Here is a 22,928-nt window from a genome sequence, read left to right on the forward strand (position 1 = left end):
TGAAGAATGGCTCGTATGATGAAGAAACAGGAGGCGATTACTATGAAACATCATTTTCACCTGACAGCAGATTGGCCGGGCAACCGCAATGACGTCGGTCAAATCGAGACCGGTGAATTAAAAACGAAGATTTCCATTCCGGACGCCATGGACGGTCCCGGGGTCGGTACCAACCCGGACGAAATGTTACTTGGCGCGGCAGCAACCTGTTACATCATCACACTTGCTGCGATGCTGGAACGGAATGACATTCCGAAAGTATCCCTGACGATGGAATCGGAAGGAATCGTCGACGTCACGAACGGGGTCTTTACGTATGATGCGATCATTCACCGCCCGACACTGATTCTGCCGGCAGAGACCACCGAAGCGAACCTGACAAAAGCACGCCGGCTGGCTGAAAAAGCAGAAGGATCGTGTATGATTACGCGGGCACTGGCCGGTAATGTGAAGGTTTCGTTAGAGGCGGTCGTGGAGTTGGAAGCCTGAGGATTCTTTTCGATGTATGCTGATACAGCACGACTTCATTTCTTTATTGAAATGAGGTCTTTTATTTTTGATTAGATTCTTGCTGCACAATTTTCAGTTCCTTCGTATACTGAACTTAGTTTGGAATTTACTGGAGGTCATCAGATGTCATCGTTTCAAGAAAAATTACGCAGTCAAAACACTGAATCTCATCCTTTTGAAAAAAGCTCTCCGATTCAGCCGGCAGATTATACCGCCGAATTACTGACACACTTAAATGAGCTCTTCTATAAATCGATTGTTGAACTTCAACGCAATCAACTGACCGGGGAAATGATTGAAACCACAAACCGTTGGCTCTCTGCATTAGATGAGCCGCTTTTGGTTGCGCCCTTGCATCGTGAATTAACATCTTCTACTACGACATCTGTATATTATGAAAAATCATTAAGAGCATGGGATTTAATTGCACCGGGACAGGAAAATCAGGAAAAACTGTTGCATCACTTGATCGATGAATTATCAACAGCCCAATCCGCCGACTGGATGGTCAGCTTTACACGCCATTCCGGAATCCAAGCACTCGTCCCTTCATTTCAAGAAGCGGAACGAATCAATAAACCGATTCGTATTTTAACTTCATTTTATATGAACATTACAGAAGCCAAGGCATTACGTACCCTGATGCAGTTTAAAAATATCGAGATTAAAATTTACGAACCGATCAAAAAAAATCAGGCTTTCCATCCAAAAGCTTATTTATTTACGCGGGAAACTAATTTACATAGTGCGATTATCGGTTCATCCAATTTATCAAAGTCTGCTTTAACCAACGGACTCGAGTGGAATGTTCGAATTCCCCATTCTCCTCTCACGTCTTTAGTTTCTCAAGCACAAACTCTGTTTAATAATCTCTGGAACAGTAACGAAGCCATTCCCTGCACCTCAGCAATTTTAGATCAATATGAACAACACCATTTAGACGCTCCGAAAATCAAACAGTTTATCGTCAATGACCGCGTTGCAGAGCCTCCTGTTGAATACGAAGTAATTCAGCCAAATGAGATGCAGCTTCCGGCTTTGGAACAATTACACCGTTTACGGTTAAAGCAACAAACAAAAGCCATGGTCATTGCAGCAACGGGAACAGGAAAAACTTATTTGGCTGCCTTTGATGTGAAACAGTTTGATGCCAAACGTGTTCTATTCGTTGCCCATCGTGGAAAACTGTTATCTCAAGCTGAAGAAACATTCAAAAAGATTTTCACAGATGGCGATGCTACTTTTGGTCGTTATCAAGCAAATCAAAAAGATCTTGATAAACAATTTATCTTTGCGACAATCCAAACGTTTTCAAAAGAAATTCATCTGGAGCAGTTCGATCCAAACACATTTGATTACATTATCATTGATGAGTTCCATCATGCCGCTTCAGAATCGTATCAAAAAATTCTCAACTACTTTACACCGCAATTTTTACTCGGAATTACGGCAACGCCGGAACGAATGGACGGTCTCAACATCTTTAAGTTAGTGGACCACAATATCGCGTATGAAATTCGATTATATGATGCTCTGGCCCAAGACTTATTAACACCGTTCCATTACTTTGGTATTCAAGATGATGAAGCGATTGATTATGAAGCCATTCCACAAAAAAACGGTTTATACATTGAAAAAGATTTAGTGGAAGCACTCGAACGTTCATCTCGAACAGAGTATATTCTTGAGATGATGACTAAGTTTGGTCACAGCGGCGCAAATCAAGTCGGTCTCGGCTTTTGTGTCAATATTGATCATGCCGAATACATGGCTGCTGAGTTTAACAAGCACCAGATCGAGTCACTGGCTATCACAAGTAAACAAACGGAAGCAGAACGGGAATACGCCATTCAACGGCTGGAAGATGACCGGGATCCGCTATCGTTTATCTTTACCGTTGATCTTTTCAATGAAGGTGTCGATATCCCTAAAATCAACGTCATGCTGTTTTTACGTCCTACGGAATCGCCGACGATTTTTATCCAGCAACTCGGTCGCGGTCTACGGAAACATGAATCAAAAGAGTACGTCACCATTTTAGACTTTATCGGCAACAGCCAACGCGCTTTTGTGGCACCGCTTGTGTTATCCGGCCAACAATCTTTCCATTCGATTGACCGTTATCATGTCGCAAACGCGGTTCAAAACCATTTCCCGATTTTGCCTGAAGGTTCCTTGGCAATTTTGGATCGTGTGACAGAGTCCTTTATCATTGAACAAATGAAAAAAATCGAGTTTTCGGCCAGTAAACAGTTACGTGAAAGCTACCAGCGTCTGATAACTATGATTGGCGACACTCCATCCTTAAACGATTTGGTGACGCATCCGGACGCCCCCGCAATCGAAACGATTATTCAACAGTGGAAAAGTGTCCTGCGGTTAAAACAGCTGGAGAAAGTGGCGACTGATGAAGAACTGGCTCTGTTGCTTAATCCGGATACACGACGTGTGCTCCAACATATCGAAAGTTGGTTCCCGATTCGCGAACCTTTCAGCTTATTGATGATTCAATTACTTCTCAATCAACAAACGATTTCAGCTGATGATGTCATTCAAGCGACTGCCACTCGCTTTGCCGTTTCACCAGAGGTCTTGGCACATCGTTTATCTTTGATTCAGCATCTATTTAATCGCTGGTCTACGTCTTTAACACATGACCGGATTGTATTGCTTGTTGAATCTGTTGCCGGTGAATACACATTCTCGGAAGAAGTGACACGTATTTTAGCTTCGTCGCCAACACTAGTCGACTATTTGCAGGAGCTGATGCACGCTGGGCTTCACTCCTTTGAGCAACTTTCTGGAGGAGAAAACTGGTTGACCGGTTCTCAATCGTTTATTTCGAGAATGACGTACAGCCGGGCTGTCATCCAACGATTATTACAATCTCCAAGCCAGGAAGGATCCTGGCGCGAAGGAGTCGCTCAAGCCGGGAATGATTATGTATTATTCGTCAACTTACACAAAAATGAATCGATTGAAGATCAATTAAATTACCAAGACTACTTTATCGATAAAGACCATTTCCACTGGCAATCGCAAAGTATCGCTACAGCAACCGGGAAATCTGGTGAACTTTACCGCCAACATGAAGCACGCGGAATCAAAATTCATCTCTTTATTCGAAAAGCTGACAAGGAACAAGGTCGCTCCCTGCCCTTTACATACTTCGGTGAACTGATTCACAAAAGCAGTCACGGATCAAAACCGATTAATGTGGAGTGGATTTTAAAAGAACCTTTAACAAGCGAAGAATTTATTTCGTGGAAAAAGCTTTCATGATTTTTTTAACAGCCGGAATGTCTGCCGGAGCCCAGTCTAAAGAATCCAACTGTTTGACGGGTACCCATCGTAATTCGGCATGTTCCAGTGCTTGAGGTTCACCTGATACAACCGTCGATTGAAAAGTCGATAACTCAACAATTACTTTGTCGTATTCATACCGCGTCGTTTCGATGTGATTACCTACTTGAATCGTACAATTTAACTCTTCCAGAATTTCGCGGCGGAGAGACTCTTCCGGACGTTCACCCGGTTCGATTTTCCCGCCCGGAAACTCCCATAAGTTCGGTAATGACATGACAGGACTGCGAAGAGCACACAGAATTTCGTTTTTTGAATTATTCACTACTGCACCTACAACGGAAATTGTCTTTTTTGACATGCTGTTCATCCTCTCTTTAGTCAATCATTTATGTTTATCCTAAACTACGACTCATGAAAAAGGATCACTTCTTTCATACGACTCCTACAGGAAAAAGCGCAGGAATCTGCGCTGTCAGAGACAAATAAGACCCGATGCTCGATTCCATGGAATTGAGCATTCTGGCTTATGTCTCGCCTGAGGAAAGCGCATGGAAAAGAGGTGACTCTTTTTTTACAAAAGTTATCCACACCAACAGCTATTTGCCTCAATCATTTTTTATTCAAATTATCCACATGTGGATAACTTTCAATATGCTATACTTTTACTACTTATCCACAACTAGAAATGAGGAAATCGTGTGCCACGTGAAATCTATCCGGTTGTCGTCAAAGCGACAGCCATCGAACAAATCAAAGACGGACAACCGCTTCTGTCTAAAGAACTGTTCCAAAAGACCAACCATCTTAAAGAAGCCGGTGCCTTGCTCCGGTTGACAACAGAAGATAAAGAATACCTTGCAACGGGTTATTTTGGCAAGCAGGAAAAAGGGATCGGTTGGTTACTGACGACTGATGAACTGCAAGACATCGACGAAACCTTCTTCAAAGAAAAAATCGAGGTTGCCCTCGATCGTCGAAATGATTTTTTTGAGAGTGATTTGATTGATACGTTCCGGGTCTTTAACGGTTCAGGAGACGGAATCGGCGGCCTGACAATCGATTGTTTTGATCACCATTATCTGATTACCTTTGAAAACGAAGGGATCTATTCTTTTAAATCTGATATCATGTCTGCCCTTGAATCCCTTATTCATTTTAAGAGTATTTACGAAAAACGGGCTTTCCAGATTGATGGACAACCCGTCAAAGGCGACGATTTCTTAGCCGGTGAACGCGGTGATTTCCCGGAAGTCTTGCAGGAAAACGGAATCCCTCTGCTGTATCATCTCGATGCCGGCATGCGCACCGGTCTTGATATTCAGCAGCGTGAACTCCGTTCCGTCGTCAAAGAACATGCTGCAGATCGATGTGTCCTGAATCTGTTTTCGGATACCGGTACGTTAACAGCGGCTGCCTTACTTGGTGGTGCAACCGAAACAACAAGCGTCGATTTCTCGACACGGAGCCGCAACAAAACGATCGAACAACTTGAATTGCATCAGCTGGATGCAACGACACAGACGATTCTTGTACAGGACGCGTTTGACTATATCGATCAAGCCGATAAGAAAACACGCTTTGATTTCGTCATCGTGCATCCGCCGACATTCGTCAAAACACAAGCCCGTCATTTCCGGGCGGAAGTCGATTTACCTGCTTTGATTCAACAAACGATCCACATGACACATCGCGGCGGTTTATTGCTGATTACGACAGACTGTCCCTTATTCGACCAAGCCCGCTTCATGAAGATGGTCGATCAAGCATTTAAAAAGCTACGTCAAACGTATGAAATCATTTGGGAAAGTACTCCTTTAGAAGACTTCCCGGAACATACTTCTTTAAAAGAAACAGCTTCAAAATCCGTCTTAGTCCGTCGTAAATAAGCATATGATTCATGATTCTGCTGATGAAAAAACCATCAGCAGAATTTTTTTGGGATTAAAAGGAAAAGTAAAATGAATATCGAATCATTATTCTTAGGAAAAATCAGTTACGATGCTGATTTTTCCAAAATGTGACCGCTGATCAAAGGTTTGATAGGCTGCATTCAACGCATCAAGTTGACGTGGTACACGCTCTTCGATGACGAGGTCAATGACTCCATCCGCGATGAGTTGTGCGACTTCCGCCAGATGCTGCTGTTGACGTACCATTTCTTCCTGTTTGTTTTTCAATAAAGGAAGAGCAACGAAAACAGCTTCGAGCGTCAATGCTTTACTGTGCATCGGTGTCAAATCCTGTGTCGTCCGGGTGGCGATTGAAATAATTTTCCCGCGTTCCTTCGCAAGGATGAACGACTCCTGCAAATGACCTCCGCCGACGGTATCAACGATGACATCGAATCCATCATGACCAAGACGCGCTAATAATTGTTCGGCTGACTCATCCCGATACCGGTGCGGGCGAATACCGTGTTCTTCTAACCACGTTGCCTTCTCATCACTTGAAGCACTCGCTGTCACGTCACATCCATAATGTTTAGCCAATTGTCCGACAAGATGGCCGACCCCACCCGTTCCACCTGCTACATATAATCGCATACCGGATTGAACGGCTGCCCGTTCCTTCAGCACTTCCATCGCTGTCAGACTGATAACCGGCAGGCAACCTGCTGCAGCAATATCTAGATTCTCCGGTCTGAGTACAGCCATCTGTTCAGGAACCAGCATTTCCTCCGCTAGTGCGCCGGACCGGTTGCCGAGTCCACCGCCAAATGCGATGACGTGATCGCCGACGGAAAAAGACGTCACACTCTCTCCGATTTCAATGATTTTCCCCGTAACATCGCCCTGGAGAATTCCAGTTGACGGAGCTGCTGCCACATGACCAAAAAACATTTTTGTGTCCAGTGGATTTAGGCTCGTACCCTCCACTTTAATCTTTAAATCGTAGTTCCCCGTTTGATTAAGTGTGACGTCTCTTTCTGTTAGTGCAGCGTCTTTTCCGTACTGTTCGACGACATAAGCTTTCATAAAAAATCCCCCTTTTTTCAAATCAGTTTATCCTGTTTCAGAATACTCTAACATTCGTACTTCATGCTATGATGAAGCTACCTTAACTCAGAAAGGACGTTTTTTCTTTGAAACATGATTTGATTCGTCGTTTGACTACATATGCGAAAATCGATACACAGTCTGACTACGCAAGTACGACCGTTCCGACAACAGACGGACAATGGACGCTCGCTCGTCTGCTTGTTGACGAACTGAAGGAAATTGGCATGAGTGATGTGACCGTTGATGCAAACGGATATGTCATGGCGACCCTTCCTGCCAATACCGATGCGGATATTCCGACAATCGGATTTTTAGCCCACTTGGATACGGCAACTGATTTCACGGGAACAAACGTCAATCCGCAAATCGTCGAAGCTTATGATGGAGAAGACTTGGTCCTCAATGCGACACTTCCTGTCATCCTGTCACCAAAGGATTTCCCAGCACTTAAAAACTACGTCGGACATACGTTGATGACAACAGATGGTACGACATTACTCGGTGCAGATAATAAGGCCGGCATCGCTGAAATCATGACAGCGATGCATCACCTTATCACCCATCCGGAAATCAAACACGGCCGGATTCGTGTCGCCTTCACACCGGATGAAGAAATCGGGCGCGGCCCGCATCATTTTGACGTCGCTGCTTTTGATGCAAAATTCGCCTATACGGTCGATGGAGGTCCGCTCGGTGAACTCGAGTATGAGAGTTTTAATGCCGCTGCTGCCGAAATCATTTTCCATGGCACGAACGTCCACCCGGGTACGGCAAAAGATAAGATGGTCAATTCGCAAAAACACGCGATGGCTTTCCAGAACCGGTTGCCGGGCGACGAAGCCCCTGAATTCACGGATGGATTCGAAGGATTCTACCACTTGATTTCGTTTGAAGGTTCGGTCGAAAAAACGACGGTCCAGTACATCATCCGTGATTTTGACCGTTCTAAATTCGAAGCCCGGAAACACTTCCTGACAGCTTTGGTCGAAGAATGGAACAAGAAATACGGGGCAGGCAGTGTCGAAATCAAACTAAATGATCAATACTACAACATGCGTGAAAAAATCGAACCACACATGGAAATCGTTGATATCGCCCATGCGGCGATGGAATCACGTGGTGTCACACCAATCATCAAACCAATTCGTGGCGGGACGGACGGTTCGCAACTGTCGTACATGGGACTCCCGACACCGAATATCTTCACCGGTGGCGAAAATTACCACGGAAAGTTTGAGTTCATCTCTGTTGATAATATGGTGAAGGCAACGGAAGTCGTTGTGGCAATTGCTGAACGATTCGCTCAGTCAGCTAAATAAGACGGTATAACGAAAGCAGATTCTCGACATGAGAATCTGCTTTTTTTCATGGTCTATATGGTTTCTCTAGACGATAGATACGCGTTCTGAAACCAAATGGATTTACTTTTCTTCTGTTGTTGTTTGCTGATCCGGAATCGGTAGTTGAACCATGCTGCCGGATCCGCTGACGAGTGGTGATTTTCCATCCCACTTCTTGACGGCTTCGTACTGAATCATCTCTTCCGTCAACGTTTTTTGTAGTTCTTTTTGCGCTTTCGCGAGACCCTGCGCTTCAATGAGTCGGGCATCCGCTGCTCCCTTTGCTTCTACGCGCAATCGTTCTGCTTCTGCTTTCGCAATCGCAAGATCTGTCTTCTTTTTATCCAGCTCTTGTGACGCTTTGACACGCGCATCAATCGCTTCCTGGGTTTTCGCATCCGGTTTCGGTGCTCCAAGTGCCACGTCTTCGATGATGAAACCAATCTTTTTCACATCTTCGGCAAACTGTGTCTGAATACTCGTCGAGACATTTCCAGACTGTTCCCCGAATAACTCAAGGACGGTGACTTTCGAAATCTGTTCACGGGACGCATCATAAAGGCGTTGTTTTAAGTAACCGGCTGCAATCTCATCAATTTCAATCGGACCAAACTTATTAAAGACTTCCGTCACCTGATCCGGTGAAACCGAAAAACTGTACGTAAAGTCGACGACGATGTTTTTCCCGTCCTTTGTTGCGAGTGTCATGTTGTCGAGCGATTTCGTCTGTGTCCGGATCGGATATTCAGTGACACGTGTGATCGGCGAAACGATATGCCAGCCTTGCGACAGGGTCTCGTCCTGGACACCGCTTGACGGTTTATAGACGACCCCGACCTGTCCGGGTTCAATTTGTTCGACGATGAATGGTGTCATCGCAAGCAGGGCGACGACGATCACACCTGCGATGATCATCGACGGCCTGATACGTTTTTTCGGTTTGATTTCTCTCATTTTGAGTCTCCTTTATCAATTTTATCTTGGATATACTTATACAGTTCAATGGCCAGCAAGACGATCAGTGCAAAAAATAACAACGTAAAAAGTGTTGCCACGCCGTCCTCCTCCTTCATGAATGTTGTACCTACTCTTACGCTTCAGATTGGAAAATGTTTCATTTTGTTTAAAACCACGGTTGCTAAATTTTGCAATCCGGTCTAAGATGTAAAGAACTTTGTCCTTGAAACGAGACGTATCATTTTGTGGTACACTCGTAACAGCACATCACACACTAGAAACGAGGGTTCATCTCTATATGATTACAGTACAAAACGTCGGTCTCCGCTTTGCGGACCGTAAATTATTCGAAGACGTCAACATCAAGTTCACACCGGGCAACTGCTACGGTCTCATCGGTGCAAACGGTGCCGGTAAATCAACATTCCTTAAAATTCTTGCCGGTGATATCGAAGCCCAGCAAGGAGACGTCATCATCACGCCGGGCGAACGCCTTGGTGTCCTTCGCCAGAACCACTATGAATATGAAGAATTCCAAGTCATCGAAACGGTCATGATGGGGCATAAGCGCCTTTATGAAGTCATGAAAGAAAAAGATGCTATCTATATGAAAGAAAACTTCTCGGACGAAGACGGCATGCGTGCTGCCGAGCTCGAAGGTGAGTTCGCAGAAATGAACGGATGGGAAGCAGAGTCGGAAGCGGCAATGCTTTTACAAGGTCTTGGTATTAAAGAAAACCTGCATACGAAAACAATGGCTGAATTAACAGGCGGAGAGAAAGTTAAAGTATTGCTTGCCCAAGCCTTGTTCGGTAAACCAGACATTCTGTTGCTCGATGAGCCTACCAATGGTCTTGATCTGAAAGCCGTTAAATGGCTTGAAGAGTTCTTGATCGGGTTTGAAAATACGGTCATCGTCATTTCCCACGACCGTCACTTCCTCAACAACGTGTGTACGCATATGGCCGATCTCGATTACGGGAAAATCCAACTGTATATCGGAAACTATGATTTCTGGTATGAGTCAAGTCAGCTCGCTTCACGTATGGCAGGCGATCAAAACAAGAAAAAAGAAGAAAAAATCAAAGAACTTCAAGCCTTCATCGCCCGTTTCAGCTCGAACGCTTCCAAAGCGAAACAGGCGACATCACGGAAAAAGTTGCTTGATAAAATTACACTCGACGACATCCGTCCGTCGTCACGCCGTTATCCGTTCGTCGGCTTCACACCGGAACGTGAAATCGGAAACGATCTGTTGATCGTCGACGGCATTTCGAAAACAATCGATGGTGTCAAAGTCCTTGATAATGTCCGTTTCTCGTTAAACAAAACGGATAAAGCCGTCTTTATCAGCCAAAATGACATCGCGATCACGACACTCTTCAAAATTCTGATGGGTGAGATGGAAGCGGACAGCGGAACATTCAAATGGGGCGTCACGACGTCACAATCTTATCTGCCAAAAGATAACTCCGCTTTCTTCGAAGGTTCGGACAAAACGATTCTCGATTGGTTGCGCCAGTATTCGCCGGCTGACGAGAGCGATACGTTCCTCCGTGGTTTCCTCGGCCGGATGCTCTTCTCCGGTGAAGAAGTCATGAAAAAAGCGTCTGTCTTATCCGGGGGAGAAAAAGTCCGTTGCATGTTATCAAAAGCGATGCTCAGCGGCTCAAACGTTCTTGTCCTCGACGATCCGACGAACCACTTGGATCTCGAATCGATCACGGCACTCAACGATGGTTTGATCGCTTACAAAGGCGCGATGCTCTTCAGTTCGCATGACCATCAGTTCGTTGAAACGATTGCAAACCGGATCATCGAATTGACACCAAACGGTATCGTCGATAAAGAAACAACATACGATGAATACCTCAACAACGAGTCTGTTCAACAACAATTGTCTACGTTGTACGCAACAAACTAATGCAGTCTACAAGAGACCTGTCCTAACGGATTGGGTCTCTTTTTTGTACACTAAACGTATGAATCGGAACAGAGGAGGAAATCATGTGCGTCACCGTGCCTGCGCAGCTTTGATTAAGAACAATCAGATTTTGATGGTCCGTCTTGAGACAAACGATCGAAGTTTCTGGACATTACCCGGAGGGGGGCTCGAGGAAAATGAAACCTTCGAACAAGCGGTCATTCGGGAGGTGCAAGAGGAAGTGAATCTCGCCATCCGCATCATCAAACCTCTTTACTCAGAAACTCACGCAAACGGACAAGAGATCTGCTTTTTAGTCAGACAGATTGATTCACGCGAACCGATTTTAGGATATGATCCAGAACGTTTAGAGGGAAATCAAGTTCTGACCGGAGTGAGATGGACGCCACTTTCGGAGATGACCGCCGATCGACAAGTCGCAAAAATTTAACGGCTTTGGGATATGACATACTCTTTTTGTAAAACCAAACGAAAGGCATCTGCTCCAGTCGAGTAGATGCCATTATTGATCATGTACGCAGTTGACTTGCCTCTTCTTCCACACGTCGGAGCAATTCCTGCACGATTTTTTCTGTTTCCCGTTCGCCGCCAAGCGAAAGCAGGCTTCGTCCGACGAAATTCGCCCCTTCGTTTTTCCCCGTATAAATCAGCTGACAACTTGTTTCGTCAAGCCGCTTTAACGTAAACGTCATTTCGAGTTTAAAGATTTTGGCAAGCGTAAAACCAATCGTATTTTGTTTGAAATCCGGTTGATTTGTATAGGCAAGATCCGTCACGATATATGTCTCGAGGCGATTCCCTTGCATATACGTTTGCCGGTATGTCGAACCGACGACACCCGGTTTCCGTTCGATCACCTCGTGCTGGACGACACCTGGAATCAGGCGTTGTAACCGATCGTGATCAAAGATATGCCAGGCTTCCTCGATTGGAACATCCAGTCGCTTTTCTTCATGCCACGTTACCACCCGAACACCTCCCTTTACTGAAAAATACCCTGATGCGTGCAGTTCTAACTTCAGACTGCACACATGCAGGGTATTTGGCCTATTTTAATCGGTCCGTGATGATTATTTTACGGTCTGACGTTCGAGGGCCGCACCAAGGAACTTCGCCAGTTCGAGCATTCCGAACTTACCGGCGGCCGCTTCCGCATCCGAGTTGTAGTTCGTATTCGTGTTGACGTCATACGTATAAATCGTTCCATCCGCATCCTTGATGAACTCGATGCCGGCGACGGCAATCTGATTCGCTTGCAGGAATGCTTCGTACTTTTGAATGATTGGATCATCAAATCCGTCAACGACTTTAAATTTCATCGGTGTTTGCGGTGCTTCTTCCCCGACCGGGCAGAATAAGTCATCGATCACACACGCATCCGCCGGGCACAGTTCAAAGCCTTCTGATGTATCAACTTGGACAGCGTAAACGAATTTTCCACCGACGAATTCACAGCGTGTAATATACGGTTCCGGTGCCTGGATATACTCTTGGATCAACGTGATTCCGTCGACCGGCTCATCAAACGTCGGACCGTCAAGATACGTCTCGAGTGCTTCAATCGAGTGGAACAACTGGACACCGAGTCCTTTTCCGGCACGGTTGTGTTTTGTGATGAACGAAGACACCCCGATATTTTTCGCCGCCTCGACGATTTGATCACGTCCGACGGCAGCCGTCGTTTTCGGCACCCGGATTCCGGCTTTTCGAAGCGCCGTATACTGATTGATTTTACTGACTTCCAGTCGCAACGCACGTGTTCCGTTGAAGACCGTCCGGTCGTGTTCTTCGAGCCATGCAAGGATTCCTTCCGTCAGTTCCGGTGCATAACGGTGGCCGCGCGTGTGCGACGATGCACTCATCCGGCTGTAAAAGACACCTTCCGGCGGCACTTCATCAAGCGGGACCTGTCCTTCGTCGAGATGCCACTGTTCGTACGGCAGTTCCAGTTCCTCCAGTCGTTTGATCAGATGATCCGTCCATTCCTGATTTTCGTGTAAGATATGAATTTTTGTCATTTGATTTGACCTACCTTTCGTTTTTCTTCGACGAGCGGCATGACGTCGCGCGCGAAGCGTTCCATTTCTTCCAGTTGTGGTGAGAATTGAAGGAGCAACAGAGTAACGCCGACTTCTTCAAACGCAAGAATCCGCTCGGCAATCTGTTCCGGTGTCCCAATTAAATCAGGACGGAGTCCGCGGTTCGAGACCGAATAGTCATTCCGTTTTACCTGTTGTTCGAGTTGCGATTTACTGACGAAGTCATCATACCCGGCGTACCCGGCACTGTCTTCCTTCACATCCGTAATCCGTTGCCACTCGCGCACCGCCTCTTCTTCCGTATCGCGGCAGATGATATAAGCTGCCAGTCCAAAACTTTCAAGTGGTGTCTGTCCCGTCGCATGGCGGCGTTTTTTCATGTCTTCAATCTTGACGGACACTTCTTCGACCGTTCCGCCGTGCATGACATAGGCATCACAGTGGTTGACGATGGTTTGCTTGCCGGCTTCACTTTCTCCACCTGCATACAATTTGATGCCCGGGCGTTGCGCCGGTTTTGGATGTAGTTGTGTCTTCTCGAGCGTATAGTAGTTACCGTCAAAGCTGTACGGGGAAGCATCTGCCCATAACCCTTTCATGATCGTGACAAACTCTTCCGTTCGGGCGTAACGTTCGTCGTGAGCCGTGAAGATCCCGTTGTACTGCCGGGCTTCTTCTTCCCACCAGGCGGAGACGACGTTCAGCGTAAAGCGCCCGTTGCTGAGTTGATCGATGTTTGCTGCCATCTTCGCGGTCGTCGCCGGATTATGGAATCCCGGACGGACGGCTGTCATGATTTCGAGACGCTCCGTCGTTGCGGCAATCGCCGCTGCTGTCGTCCAGGCTTCAAGACTTGGTGCTTCAAGCCCTTTGATGTCATTTAAGTTTAATTCCGCAATCAGTGTCGTCGAAAACCCGATTCGTTCTGCCGTTTGCGCGACCTGTTTCGCATAGTCGAACGTCGCCGGCATCTGTTCGTCCTCGACATTTCGTAACCACCCGCCAAAAATCGGTAACCAAAATCCATACTCCATCCGTTATGTCCCCCTTATAAAAAAAATCGCGCTTCTCGAAAATCGAAAAGAGCGACGGATTAATCATGTCTGCTCTTATCTTCAAAGGAAAAATTCCTTTTAGGAAGTAGCACCTTCCGCTGCACGCGGGGTTGCTGAAGTGTCTTCGGGCCATTCCCTCGACTTCTCTTGATAAGAATTATTGGAATTATCGTACACTTTTTAGCAGAGTAAAGCAACCATTAAACCTTGTTTTCCAATCGGAATTAAAAAAGGACGAGAGCTTGGCTCCCATCCTCTTCTCACATTAATATGGTGCTACAAACGTTGATTGTTCACCAGGTGCTTCTTCTCCGCGGATCCGGTCGTAGAATTTCGCAAGCGTGACGCTGACGTAAGGAATAATCCACAAGAATCCGATTCCGATCGTGATCAATCCAAGGAAAAACCAGCCTATGAAAGATAGAATCAACAGGAAAGCTTCCATTTTGTGTCCATCCATCATTTGACGTGACCGGGTGATTGCTTCCAATACACCAATCGAAGGTTCATCCCGCAAAATGTAGTAAGTCAACATATACGAAAATGATTTGATAATGGCCGGTACAACCAATAACAATGCCCATAGGAACAAGAATATAAATTGGACGATTGAAAGCAGGACGACTTTTACGAAATATTTATAGGGCTCAAATAAATCACTGATTTTTGTTTGTTCTCCCCGTGCGATAGAAAGTGAGAACCAGACCCATCCTGCACCAAGTGGGATTAATAAGACCGTTGCAATCAATCCGAGGAAGTCAATCGTTTGGAAAGGTTCGTCATAATCAGACGACAGCAGTTCCGGAATGACTTGCAGAATTGCGAATAATAAAAACATCAAGACCGTAAAGCCCCAACGACCGCTTAATGCTTCCTTTGCTGATTTTTTTAATTGTGATGACATAAATAAGATCCTCCTCAAAATAAGTTCTATCTCTATTTACGGCTAATTAGGAGAGGAGTTTCATCTTTTTTCAGGATTTTCCTGTTTTCAACTGATTTAAGCGGGCTTTTTCAAGTTGGCGCTGGCATGCCGTATACAAAGAACGCCGCCCATCCAGTCGTTCCATCGCAAACGGGATGTCATGTTTTTTCGCCTGGGCGATGACGTGTGCAGAAGCCGCATGGGATACCCGGCTTGTCACGACGACGATCGCATCGGTCTTTTTGGCAAGACTGGCGATTTTCTTCGCAGATTGAGCGTCACCCGACAGATGAATCAGTTCGATTCCAGTTTTTTCGAAAAACGTCCGGTAGACCGGAGCTTGCTGTTCATTTCCGACAATGACGAGCCGCATGCCTTCGAACGATGCAAAATCGAGCGGTTCCTTATCAACGAAGTCGATCGGTTGTCCCGGTACCGACGTAGTTACAAGCGGTGTCAACGATTCGGATTTCTTTTCACGAATCCGGCGTATTTTCCGTTCCTGTTTGATTTTTGCCTTGCGTTTCATTTGTTTCAGATAGCGTTCCGGCCTTTTCTTGACGGTTGCCCCTTCAGTCGTTTGAACTGCCGACGTCACCGGTTTTGACGCATCGTTTGAAACATCCAACAGCTGTACCGCCGGCTCTTCGTATTGAAACGGATATTTCCAGGCAATCGTCAGTGTTTCCGGATGCCCTTTCCACATGACGAGATCAACGAGCTGGCCTTCTTTCAAATGGAAAAAGCGCATATCGTCAACCGGTGTTGCATAGTAAAAGGGTTTCCCTGTCTCATCCGTTAACGGACCCTCGATTGTCGATTCGATGATGCCATGGTTCTTGACGATACATTTTTCAAAAACGATTCGTTCCGCCAAAGGCTTCATCCGGTCAGTCGCAACAACAGCCAGTACTTCGAGTGTCGTCCGGCGGGTATCCTGATGCATGATTTGAACACGGATTTCCATTCCATGTTCAAGGTTCCATTGCCGGATTTCACTTTCAGAAATATGGCTGTTCGGCCATTCCCGTACGGAACCACCCTTCAGCTCACGGACAAACGTATACGCGTAACGCGGTTTGAGGACAGAGCTGATCTGTACCGGAGGAACAATCGGTTGGTCGACGGTCACGTCTTCGTCCGGTTCGCTCCGGACGATATCGGGCTTTACAGCCGGCGTATAATAACGCGATAGTTGAACCCATTCGTCAATTCCCCGAATTTCTTCGAGCAGTAAATCCCATTCCTCCACCGTTTCGACAATATTCATTTTACCGGCAATCAATGCTTTCGCCTGCTCTACGATTTGTTGCATCATCTTCGACAACCCCTTTGCTTTTTTTCCAATATAGCAAGGGGCTGTCGGTTAGGTTGCTCAAAAAAAGACCAGGTTATTTTTTGTATATGGTTAGGATTTTATTTCGATTGAAGGATCACCGAGCCGGTATTTTTCGACGGAGACAATCAGAATCGTGATGATGACAAGTAAAAACCAGGACGATAACTTCCCGAAGTCGACCAGTTCCCATCCATCCTGCTGATTCGGATACACCCATCCTTTAAAAAAGGTCACGATGTTTTCCGCCAGCCAGATGAACCAGGCAATCAACCCAAACGAGAGGGTGAGCGGCATTCGGTAGACCGTTTCATCCAGACGGAAATAGACCCAGGACTTATAAAAGACGAGAGCAACAAGTCCCATCAAAATCCAACGGAAATCAAACAACCAATGATGGGTAAAGAAATTGACGTATACAAGCAGACCGGTCGCTAGAGCAAACAGAGGCCGGGGAAACTGTGTGATACGGAGGTCAAACCGGCGGAAGGCCTGACAGATATAACTGGCGACGCTCGCGTACATGAAGCCGGCATAAAGCGGTACACCCAACACCTTGCTGAAGGCATCTTCCGGATAACTCCAGGATCCGAATTGGACTTTAAATAACTCCAGTCCGAGTCCAATCGCATGAAAAATTAAAATCAATTTAAACTCTTCTTTCGTTTCATAACGCGTGACGAGTAAGACGATTTGAACGACGAGGCACCAGATCAGGAGCAAATCGTAACGGGCAATCGGTTCCGCCGGTAGATAACGGGATGCAGCAAGTGCCAGGAAAATCGCGACCGGAAACACACAACAGATGGCCTCAAGGTATGTAAAACGGAAAAAATGACGGATTTTTTGCATGGACGGACCTCCTTTTCATTAGTATACGGATCAGAAGAACAGATTCCCTCCATCTCAAGATGGAAAATATCGGATTTGCTTTAGTTTCTTTCGTCAAACATGGTACAGTTAATGAATCAATTTTATTTTGAAACGAGGTGTCTCTCATCCATGAAGCAGACCATTCAAACGTCTTGGCTGTTCCGTTCCGTTCTGAAATGGGCATTATTCTTATTCGGTCTTTTTTTACTCGCTGTCGGTTCATCAATGATGATCACGGCACAACTCGGCGTCTCGACTTGGGACGTTCTTCACCTTGGTCTGCAAAATAAAACGCCGTTTTCCGTCGGGACGATTATTCTTCTCGTCGGCCTGTTGTTGGTGTTCGTCAAATACTTGCTCGACCAGATTACACCGCAGGTCGGCACACTCGTCAACGCGATTTTTGTCGGCGTATTCATGAATCTCGTTCTCGGTTCAGGCCTCCTGCCCTCTTTCTCCTCGCTTTGGCAGAATACACTATGGTTGATTGCCGGCATCTTCATCATCGGGATGGGCGCGGGACTGTACGTCGCTGTCGGCTACGGAGCCGGACCGCGGGACGGACTGACCCTGACGCTCGCCGAGCGATTTGGTACATCCATCCGGATGATGCGGACGTTCATGGAAATCACCGCTTGCGGGATCGGTTGGTTGCTCGGAGGACCCGTGTTCTTCGGAACGATTTTATCGATTTTCCTGATTGGTCCGTTCCTGCAGTTTTGGTTGGGACATTTCCGCCGGATGATTGCAGCGATTGATGCCGGTACGATTCCCCGTAAACAACAAAAAATCAGTTAAGTCGTCTGACTCGATACCATTTCATCTGAAATGGTATCTTTTTTGTGGATGAAGCATATTAGTTGCGGCATGCAAGCAGACACGTTATATTCGTTTACATATCAATCTTTGATACGTCAAGGATTTTTCGGACGAAGGGAAGGATGTGATGAACTTGAGTATTTCCTGTACTGAAAAAGGACGACTGATTTATGCACTCGTCTCCGTCAATAAGACGATTGCTCAAAAATTCGATCTCTGTACGGACGGCTTCAGCCAAACCCGGATGGACTTATTAGCACAACTCGAGGTTGACACGACCATCAGTCAAAAAGAGTTGCAACAACGCGTCAACGTTGATAATGCAGCCGTGACACGACATTTAAAACACCTGGAAACGAAGGGTATGATTGAACGTGTCCGTTCCGCAACCGATAACCGTGTCATTCTCGTTTCGTTGACGGCAGAAGGCGCCACACGAATCACCCGGTTACGTCAGCAAAAAGATGAATTCCTCGAACAACTGCTTGAAGGATTCACGGCAGACGAACAGCACCAGCTGACACAAATGATTCAACGGATAGAAACAAATGCCCTTACCTTACCTAAAACAACTGTTACTTAAAAAGGAGACTTTCAAATGACTACACAAACTGCAACTGATTTTATGGAGATCGTTAAAGGACGCCGCTCGATCCGCAACTACGACACAAACGTCAAAATCTCAAAAGAAGAAATGACACAAATTCTTGAAGAAGCGACACTTGCTCCGTCTTCTGTCAACATGCAACCGTGGCGTTTCCTCGTCATCGACAGCGAAGAAGGAAAAGCAACACTCGCCCCGCTCGCTAAATTCAACCAGGTGCAAGTCGAGACATCATCTGCTGTCATCGCTGTCTTTGGTGACATGAAAGCAATCGATCAACTTGAAAACATCTATGATACAGCCGTTGAAAAAGGACTGATGCCGCAAGAAGTCCGCGATCGTCAAGTACCTGCCATTCAAGGAATGTATGAAAATGTACCGGCAAGTGCACTGAAAGACAGCATTTTGATCGACTCAGGTCTCGTCTCGATGCAATTGATGCTCGTTGCTCGTGCACACGGTTACGATACAAATCCGATTGGCGGTTATGAAAAAGACCAAATCGCTGAAGCGTTCGGCATGGAAAAAGATCGTTACGTACCGGTTATGCTTCTTTCAATCGGGAAAGCCGTCGACGCTGGTTATCCGTCAGTTCGTCTGCCGATCAACGATATCGCAGACTGGAAATAAGCAGTACCCGTATCCATCCAAAAAATAGAGAACAAAGAAAAGGGAGATTATTACTATGACAACTCAAACAACTACAGACTTTATGGAAATCGTTAAAGGACGCCGCTCGATCCGCAACTATGACACAAACGTTAAAATCTCAAAAGAAGAAATGACACAAATTCTTGAAGAAGCAACACTCGCTCCATCTTCTGTCAACATGCAACCGTGGCGTTTCCTCGTCATCGACAGTGCAGAAGGAAAAGCGACGCTTGCTCCACTCGCTAAATTCAACCAAGTGCAAGTCGAGACATCATCTGCTGTCATCGCTGTCTTCGGAGACATGAATGCTGTCGACAGCATCGAAACAATCTACGACATGGCTGTTGAAAAAGGCTTAATGCCGCAAGAAGTCCGCGATCGCCAAGTACCTGCCATCAAAGGCTTCTACAGCCCGGAAGATACAGATACGCTTCGTGACAGCATCCTGATTGACTCAGGTCTCGTCTCGATGCAATTGATGCTCGTCGCCCGTGCACACGGTTACGATACAAACCCGATCGGCGGCTACGAAAAAGATCAAATCGCTGAAGCTTTCGGTATGGATAAAGACCGTTACCTTCCTGTCATGCTCCTTTCAATCGGAAAAGCAGTTGACGCCGGGTACCCATCTGTTCGTCTGCCGATCAACGACATCACAGACTGGAAATAATCGTTTGAAAGCTCCGGATTCCTACTTCAGGAATCCGGTTTTTTTGTATACTGACAAAAAGGAGCTGATCCAACGATGTATGATGTGACGATTATCGGTGCCGGTGTCGCCGGAATCTTTCTGGCACACGAACTGATGGCACAAGGTCAGACGGTCCTGTTGATTGACGCCGGAAAGTCGCTTGAACAACGGACAACAAAGGAAGCCTATCTCGGCTTTGGCGGGCTCGGAAAATCGGAAGGAAAATACAACTATTCTGCCGGATTCGGTGGTGAACTCGCTGAGAAGCTGGGAACAGAGACGACGCTTCGTCTGATGCAACAAGTGGACGATGTCCTTTGCCGTTACGGCGCGGACGAGGTTGATACCTATTCAACCTCCAATCCAGAGCTCGCAGCCCGGGCGCGCGCTGCCGGTCTTGATACGATCGAAACGACGGTCCGTCATCTGGGCACCGGATTATCAGAACGTATCTTACAGCGCTTCGAAGCCGCTCTTCAGAAAGAGGTCACCTTTCGTTACGAGACGCTCATTGAACGGATTGAAAAACAGCCACACGGATTTCAGCTGACAACGGCCCGCGAAACATTTTTAAGTCAGCGCGTCGTCTTCGCGACCGGACGTTCCGGTACTGACTGGATGCAGACGCAACTGCGGATGCTTGGACTCACTCAAGACAAAACCCGCCTTGATCTCGGGATCCGGATTGAGCTGAAGGAAACCGCCTTTCGAACGTTGTTACAGGACACGTTTGAAACGAAGCTCGCCTATGCCTCAACCGCCGGAACGGCAGTCACGTACTGTATGAATCCGAAAGGACGAATCATCCGCAAACATCAGGAAAGTCTTGTCATGCCGGACGGTCAGAATTTCCGGGAACAAGCGTCCGGAACGACCAACTTGAACTTTACGCTGTTTTTACCCCGTTATTTTGCAACACTTGCAGAAGCGAATCACTATGCCGCTTCCGTCATCGGACGGATCAATCAGGGAACAGACCGGATCGTCGTGCAACGACTGGAGGATTTGCGTGCTGCCCGTCCGACTTCCTCAGCTGATCTTGCCGAAAATAAAATCAGACCGACTTTAGAAGCGACTGCCGGTCATCTGATGGAGGAAGTACCGGAAACCGACATCACGGTCTTGTTGGAATTTCTGGACCGACTTGAGCGGCTTCTCGAAACACCGCTCTCTCCGGATACGTTACTGTACGGTATGGACGGAAAATTTTATGCCCCGGTACTGTCGACGTCTCAGGTCTTTGAAACGGATCTTCCGGGACTGTATGCCATCGGCGATTGCTCCGGCGTGACCCACTCCCTGTCGCAAGCGGCAGCGAGCGGACTTTATCTCGGACAACACCTGACAAAAAAAACAGCCGTCTTAAGAGAATAAGATCTCTTAAAACGGCTGCTTGTGCTTATTTTTTAAACGCTTCATATACTTTCAGCTGTTTGCCCTTAACTTTTGTTGTCTTCATCGCCCGCAGGACGAGCGGACCTTTTCCGTTCAGGATTTCCACGTACGTGACCGTATCCTGAATCGTGATGATTCCGATATCCTGCGCAGTCATGCCTTCGATTTTCGCAATCGTTCCGACGAAATCAACGGCACGCAGTTTCTTTTTCTTGCCGCCGTTAAAGTACAGTTTCATGATATCGGCGTTGAGCTGCTCCGTTTTTGAAGCCCGGACATCAGCTGTCGTGATTTTCTCTTCAAATGCATCAGCTGTCCGGATCAGTTCCCGTTCAGTCGGTGCTTGGCGTCTTTCGATGGCCTCACCGCGGTACTGTTCGACTTCACGGAGACGACGCATATCCGACTCCGTCACTAAGCTGATGGCTTTTCCGAGTGCTCCGGCACGTCCTGTCCGGCCTGTCCGGTGGACGTAACTTTCTTTTTCAACCGGCATATCGTACTGGATGACGTGTGTGATGTTTTCAATATCAATCCCGCGGGCTGCGACGTCCGTCGCAACGAGGTAACGGAACTCACCGGCCCGGAAGGCTTTCATGACGGCGAGACGCTCGTCCTGTTCCATCCCACCGTGAATTTTTTCGACCGGATAATCCATCGATGACAGTCCTTGGGCGACGAAATCAACATGTTCTTTTGTCCGGCAGAAAATCATGCACCGGTCCGGGTTTTCAACGACAGTAACGTCTTTGAGGACAGCAAACTTCGTTTTATCCGTGACCTTGATATAGCTGTGTTCGATTTCTGCGATTTCCGTTGCCTTCGTCGTGATTTCAACTTGTTTCGGTGACTGCATGTAACGGTCGCTCAACTGATGAATATCTTGCGGGAACGTCGCTGAGAACAGCATCGTCGTCCGTTGTTTCGGCAATTGTTTTAAAATCGTATCCACTTGATCGAGGAAGCCCATGTTCAGCATTTCGTCCGCCTCGTCAAGGACCAGATATTTCACTTTTTCAAGCGATAACGTGCCCCGCTCCAAGTGATCGAGCACTCGTCCCGGAGTTCCGACGACGATGTGTGTCTTCTGTTTCAGTTCTGCGATCTGTCCGCGGAACGGTTGTTTCCCGAAGACAGCTGTTGCTTTAATCCGTTTATAACGGCCGATGTTCATGACATCTTCCGTGACTTGCAGAGCCAGCTCGCGCGTCGGTGTTAAAATCAATGCCTGCGGTTTGTTTTCTTCCCACTCGACGAGTTCGCAAAGGGGGATCCCGAATGATGCTGTCTTTCCGCTGCCGGTCCGTGATTTAACGATGATGTCTTTTTCCGACAAGGCGACCGGAATGACGGCTTGCTGGACATCGGTCGGTGTATGATAACCGAGCTGTTCGATTGCTTCTAGAATCGGTGTACTGAGTTGAAAATCAGTGAATGGTTTTTTGGACATAAGAATACCTCATTTATTTTTATAGTTTTATTT

At 46.7% G+C, this 22,928-nt stretch carries 21 protein-coding genes and 1 riboswitch; of the genes, 11 read left to right on the forward strand and 10 right to left on the reverse strand.

Going from position 1 to position 22,928, the window contains the following annotated elements:
- The first annotated feature begins 42 nt into the window (after positions 1–42).
- Both KNQ07_RS13650 and KNQ07_RS13655 read left to right on the forward strand, forming a co-directional pair.
- On the forward strand, positions 43–489 hold the full coding sequence (locus KNQ07_RS13650; RefSeq protein ID WP_214767244.1) for an OsmC family protein: 447 nt from the start codon (positions 43–45) through the stop codon (positions 487–489).
- Between the two features lie 144 nt (positions 490–633).
- Positions 634–3,792: a DUF3427 domain-containing protein gene (locus tag KNQ07_RS13655; RefSeq protein WP_214767246.1), complete on the forward strand. Its 3,159-nt coding sequence runs from the start codon at positions 634–636 to the stop codon at positions 3,790–3,792.
- Here the strand turns inward: KNQ07_RS13655 and KNQ07_RS13660 are convergent.
- On the reverse strand, positions 3,767–4,174 hold the full coding sequence (locus KNQ07_RS13660; protein ID WP_012371815.1) for a (deoxy)nucleoside triphosphate pyrophosphohydrolase: 408 nt from the start codon (positions 4,172–4,174) through the stop codon (positions 3,767–3,769). The two genes, KNQ07_RS13655 and KNQ07_RS13660, sit on opposite strands and share 26 nt — an antisense overlap.
- 340 nt (positions 4,175–4,514) lie before the next feature.
- Here KNQ07_RS13660 and KNQ07_RS13665 point away from each other — a divergent pair, with 340 nt between their 5' ends.
- The gene (locus KNQ07_RS13665; protein WP_214767248.1) at positions 4,515–5,702 is read left to right on the forward strand and encodes a class I SAM-dependent rRNA methyltransferase; all 1,188 of its coding nucleotides are present in this window, start codon (positions 4,515–4,517) and stop codon (positions 5,700–5,702) included.
- A gap of 93 nt (positions 5,703–5,795) precedes the next feature.
- On the opposite strand, the gene KNQ07_RS13670 is transcribed toward KNQ07_RS13665, so the two are convergent.
- Positions 5,796–6,791 carry a zinc-binding dehydrogenase gene (locus KNQ07_RS13670; RefSeq protein ID WP_214767250.1) on the reverse strand — a complete coding sequence of 332 codons (996 nt, stop codon included), beginning with the start codon at positions 6,789–6,791 and terminating at the stop codon, positions 5,796–5,798.
- A 107-nt stretch (positions 6,792–6,898) separates the two neighbouring features.
- Here KNQ07_RS13670 and pepT point away from each other — a divergent pair, with 107 nt between their 5' ends.
- A complete protein-coding gene (gene pepT / locus KNQ07_RS13675) occupies positions 6,899–8,134 on the forward strand; it encodes a peptidase T (protein WP_012371818.1) in 1,236 nt (411 codons plus the stop codon).
- A gap of 102 nt (positions 8,135–8,236) precedes the next feature.
- On the opposite strand, the gene KNQ07_RS13680 is transcribed toward pepT, so the two are convergent.
- Positions 8,237–9,109 carry a prohibitin family protein gene (locus KNQ07_RS13680; RefSeq protein WP_012371819.1) on the reverse strand — a complete coding sequence of 291 codons (873 nt, stop codon included), beginning with the start codon at positions 9,107–9,109 and terminating at the stop codon, positions 8,237–8,239.
- Between the two features lie 301 nt (positions 9,110–9,410).
- On the opposite strand from KNQ07_RS13680, the gene KNQ07_RS13685 reads away from it, so the two are divergent.
- Together KNQ07_RS13685 and KNQ07_RS13690 are read left to right on the forward strand one after the other, a co-directional pair.
- A complete protein-coding gene (locus KNQ07_RS13685; RefSeq protein ID WP_012371821.1) occupies positions 9,411–11,036 on the forward strand; it encodes an ABC-F family ATP-binding cassette domain-containing protein in 1,626 nt (541 codons plus the stop codon).
- Between the two features lie 85 nt (positions 11,037–11,121).
- Positions 11,122–11,487, forward strand: coding sequence for an NUDIX domain-containing protein (locus KNQ07_RS13690; protein ID WP_214767252.1), 366 nt, complete (start codon positions 11,122–11,124; stop codon positions 11,485–11,487).
- 79 nt (positions 11,488–11,566) lie between these two features.
- Here KNQ07_RS13690 and KNQ07_RS13695 read toward each other — a convergent pair whose 3' ends face one another.
- The 6 genes from KNQ07_RS13695 to KNQ07_RS13720 form a co-directional block, all read right to left on the reverse strand.
- Positions 11,567–12,025 (reverse strand): SRPBCC family protein, encoded by a 459-nt coding sequence (locus KNQ07_RS13695; protein ID WP_214767254.1) that lies wholly within the window; start codon positions 12,023–12,025, stop codon positions 11,567–11,569.
- 102 nt (positions 12,026–12,127) lie between these two features.
- Entirely contained in the window at positions 12,128–13,075 is a 948-nt protein-coding gene (locus KNQ07_RS13700; RefSeq protein WP_214767256.1) for an ATP-grasp domain-containing protein, read from the reverse strand.
- The gene (locus tag KNQ07_RS13705) at positions 13,072–14,130 is read right to left on the reverse strand and encodes an LLM class flavin-dependent oxidoreductase (RefSeq protein WP_214767258.1); all 1,059 of its coding nucleotides are present in this window, start codon (positions 14,128–14,130) and stop codon (positions 13,072–13,074) included. Before KNQ07_RS13705 ends, KNQ07_RS13700 begins: the two co-directional genes overlap by 4 nt.
- A gap of 72 nt (positions 14,131–14,202) precedes the next feature.
- A riboswitch (SAM riboswitch) is annotated at positions 14,203–14,308 on the reverse strand.
- A gap of 108 nt (positions 14,309–14,416) precedes the next feature.
- Positions 14,417–15,055: a DUF975 family protein gene (locus KNQ07_RS13710; protein WP_214767260.1), complete on the reverse strand. Its 639-nt coding sequence runs from the start codon at positions 15,053–15,055 to the stop codon at positions 14,417–14,419.
- Between the two features lie 70 nt (positions 15,056–15,125).
- Complete coding sequence (locus tag KNQ07_RS13715; RefSeq protein ID WP_214767262.1) at positions 15,126–16,394, reverse strand: DUF2325 domain-containing protein; 1,269 nt, start codon at positions 16,392–16,394, stop codon at positions 15,126–15,128.
- 90 nt (positions 16,395–16,484) lie between these two features.
- Positions 16,485–17,264 (reverse strand): DUF817 domain-containing protein, encoded by a 780-nt coding sequence (locus KNQ07_RS13720; protein WP_214767264.1) that lies wholly within the window; start codon positions 17,262–17,264, stop codon positions 16,485–16,487.
- Between the two features lie 150 nt (positions 17,265–17,414).
- Between KNQ07_RS13720 and KNQ07_RS13725 the strand changes: the two genes are divergently transcribed.
- The 5 genes from KNQ07_RS13725 to KNQ07_RS13745 all read left to right on the forward strand — a co-directional run bounded on the left by KNQ07_RS13725 (position 17,415) and on the right by KNQ07_RS13745 (position 21,424).
- Entirely contained in the window at positions 17,415–18,083 is a 669-nt protein-coding gene (locus tag KNQ07_RS13725) for a YczE/YyaS/YitT family protein (RefSeq protein WP_214767266.1), read from the forward strand.
- Positions 18,084–18,231: 148 nt separating this feature from the next.
- Complete coding sequence (locus tag KNQ07_RS13730; RefSeq protein ID WP_012371830.1) at positions 18,232–18,687, forward strand: MarR family winged helix-turn-helix transcriptional regulator; 456 nt, start codon at positions 18,232–18,234, stop codon at positions 18,685–18,687.
- 15 nt (positions 18,688–18,702) lie between these two features.
- Entirely contained in the window at positions 18,703–19,338 is a 636-nt protein-coding gene (locus KNQ07_RS13735) for a nitroreductase family protein (protein WP_012371831.1), read from the forward strand.
- A gap of 55 nt (positions 19,339–19,393) precedes the next feature.
- Positions 19,394–20,029: a nitroreductase family protein gene (locus KNQ07_RS13740; RefSeq protein WP_012371832.1), complete on the forward strand. Its 636-nt coding sequence runs from the start codon at positions 19,394–19,396 to the stop codon at positions 20,027–20,029.
- Positions 20,030–20,104: 75 nt separating this feature from the next.
- On the forward strand, positions 20,105–21,424 hold the full coding sequence (locus KNQ07_RS13745; RefSeq protein ID WP_214767268.1) for an NAD(P)/FAD-dependent oxidoreductase: 1,320 nt from the start codon (positions 20,105–20,107) through the stop codon (positions 21,422–21,424).
- Positions 21,425–21,449: 25 nt separating this feature from the next.
- Here KNQ07_RS13745 and KNQ07_RS13750 read toward each other — a convergent pair whose 3' ends face one another.
- Positions 21,450–22,895: a DEAD/DEAH box helicase gene (locus KNQ07_RS13750; RefSeq protein WP_214767270.1), complete on the reverse strand. Its 1,446-nt coding sequence runs from the start codon at positions 22,893–22,895 to the stop codon at positions 21,450–21,452.
- Positions 22,896–22,928 lie beyond the last annotated feature (33 nt).

The organism is Exiguobacterium sp. s145 (genome assembly GCF_018618835.1).
Lineage (GTDB): Bacteria > Bacillota > Bacilli > Exiguobacteriales > Exiguobacteriaceae > Exiguobacterium_A > Exiguobacterium_A artemiae.

What these genes read in the sequence shown, in the direction of transcription:
- KNQ07_RS13740 (WP_012371832.1), top strand. Translation starts at nt 19,394, where the DNA reads ATGACAACTCAAACAACTACAGACTTTATGGAAATCGTTAAAGGACGC.
- KNQ07_RS13735 (WP_012371831.1), top strand. Translation starts at nt 18,703, where the DNA reads ATGACTACACAAACTGCAACTGATTTTATGGAGATCGTTAAAGGACGC.
- KNQ07_RS13655 (WP_214767246.1), top strand. Translation starts at nt 634, where the DNA reads ATGTCATCGTTTCAAGAAAAATTACGCAGTCAAAACACTGAATCTCAT.
- KNQ07_RS13650 (WP_214767244.1), top strand. Translation starts at nt 43, where the DNA reads ATGAAACATCATTTTCACCTGACAGCAGATTGGCCGGGCAACCGCAAT.
- KNQ07_RS13705 (WP_214767258.1), bottom strand. Translation starts at nt 14,130, where the DNA reads ATGGAGTATGGATTTTGGTTACCGATTTTTGGCGGGTGGTTACGAAAT.
- KNQ07_RS13685 (WP_012371821.1), top strand. Translation starts at nt 9,411, where the DNA reads ATGATTACAGTACAAAACGTCGGTCTCCGCTTTGCGGACCGTAAATTA.
- KNQ07_RS13730 (WP_012371830.1), top strand. Translation starts at nt 18,232, where the DNA reads ATGAACTTGAGTATTTCCTGTACTGAAAAAGGACGACTGATTTATGCA.
- KNQ07_RS13745 (WP_214767268.1), top strand. Translation starts at nt 20,105, where the DNA reads ATGTATGATGTGACGATTATCGGTGCCGGTGTCGCCGGAATCTTTCTG.
- KNQ07_RS13725 (WP_214767266.1), top strand. Translation starts at nt 17,415, where the DNA reads ATGAAGCAGACCATTCAAACGTCTTGGCTGTTCCGTTCCGTTCTGAAA.
- KNQ07_RS13720 (WP_214767264.1), bottom strand. Translation starts at nt 17,264, where the DNA reads ATGCAAAAAATCCGTCATTTTTTCCGTTTTACATACCTTGAGGCCATC.
- KNQ07_RS13660 (WP_012371815.1), bottom strand. Translation starts at nt 4,174, where the DNA reads ATGTCAAAAAAGACAATTTCCGTTGTAGGTGCAGTAGTGAATAATTCA.
- KNQ07_RS13715 (WP_214767262.1), bottom strand. Translation starts at nt 16,394, where the DNA reads ATGATGCAACAAATCGTAGAGCAGGCGAAAGCATTGATTGCCGGTAAA.
- KNQ07_RS13750 (WP_214767270.1), bottom strand. Translation starts at nt 22,895, where the DNA reads ATGTCCAAAAAACCATTCACTGATTTTCAACTCAGTACACCGATTCTA.
- KNQ07_RS13700 (WP_214767256.1), bottom strand. Translation starts at nt 13,075, where the DNA reads ATGACAAAAATTCATATCTTACACGAAAATCAGGAATGGACGGATCAT.
- KNQ07_RS13710 (WP_214767260.1), bottom strand. Translation starts at nt 15,055, where the DNA reads ATGTCATCACAATTAAAAAAATCAGCAAAGGAAGCATTAAGCGGTCGT.
- KNQ07_RS13680 (WP_012371819.1), bottom strand. Translation starts at nt 9,109, where the DNA reads ATGAGAGAAATCAAACCGAAAAAACGTATCAGGCCGTCGATGATCATC.
- KNQ07_RS13670 (WP_214767250.1), bottom strand. Translation starts at nt 6,791, where the DNA reads ATGAAAGCTTATGTCGTCGAACAGTACGGAAAAGACGCTGCACTAACA.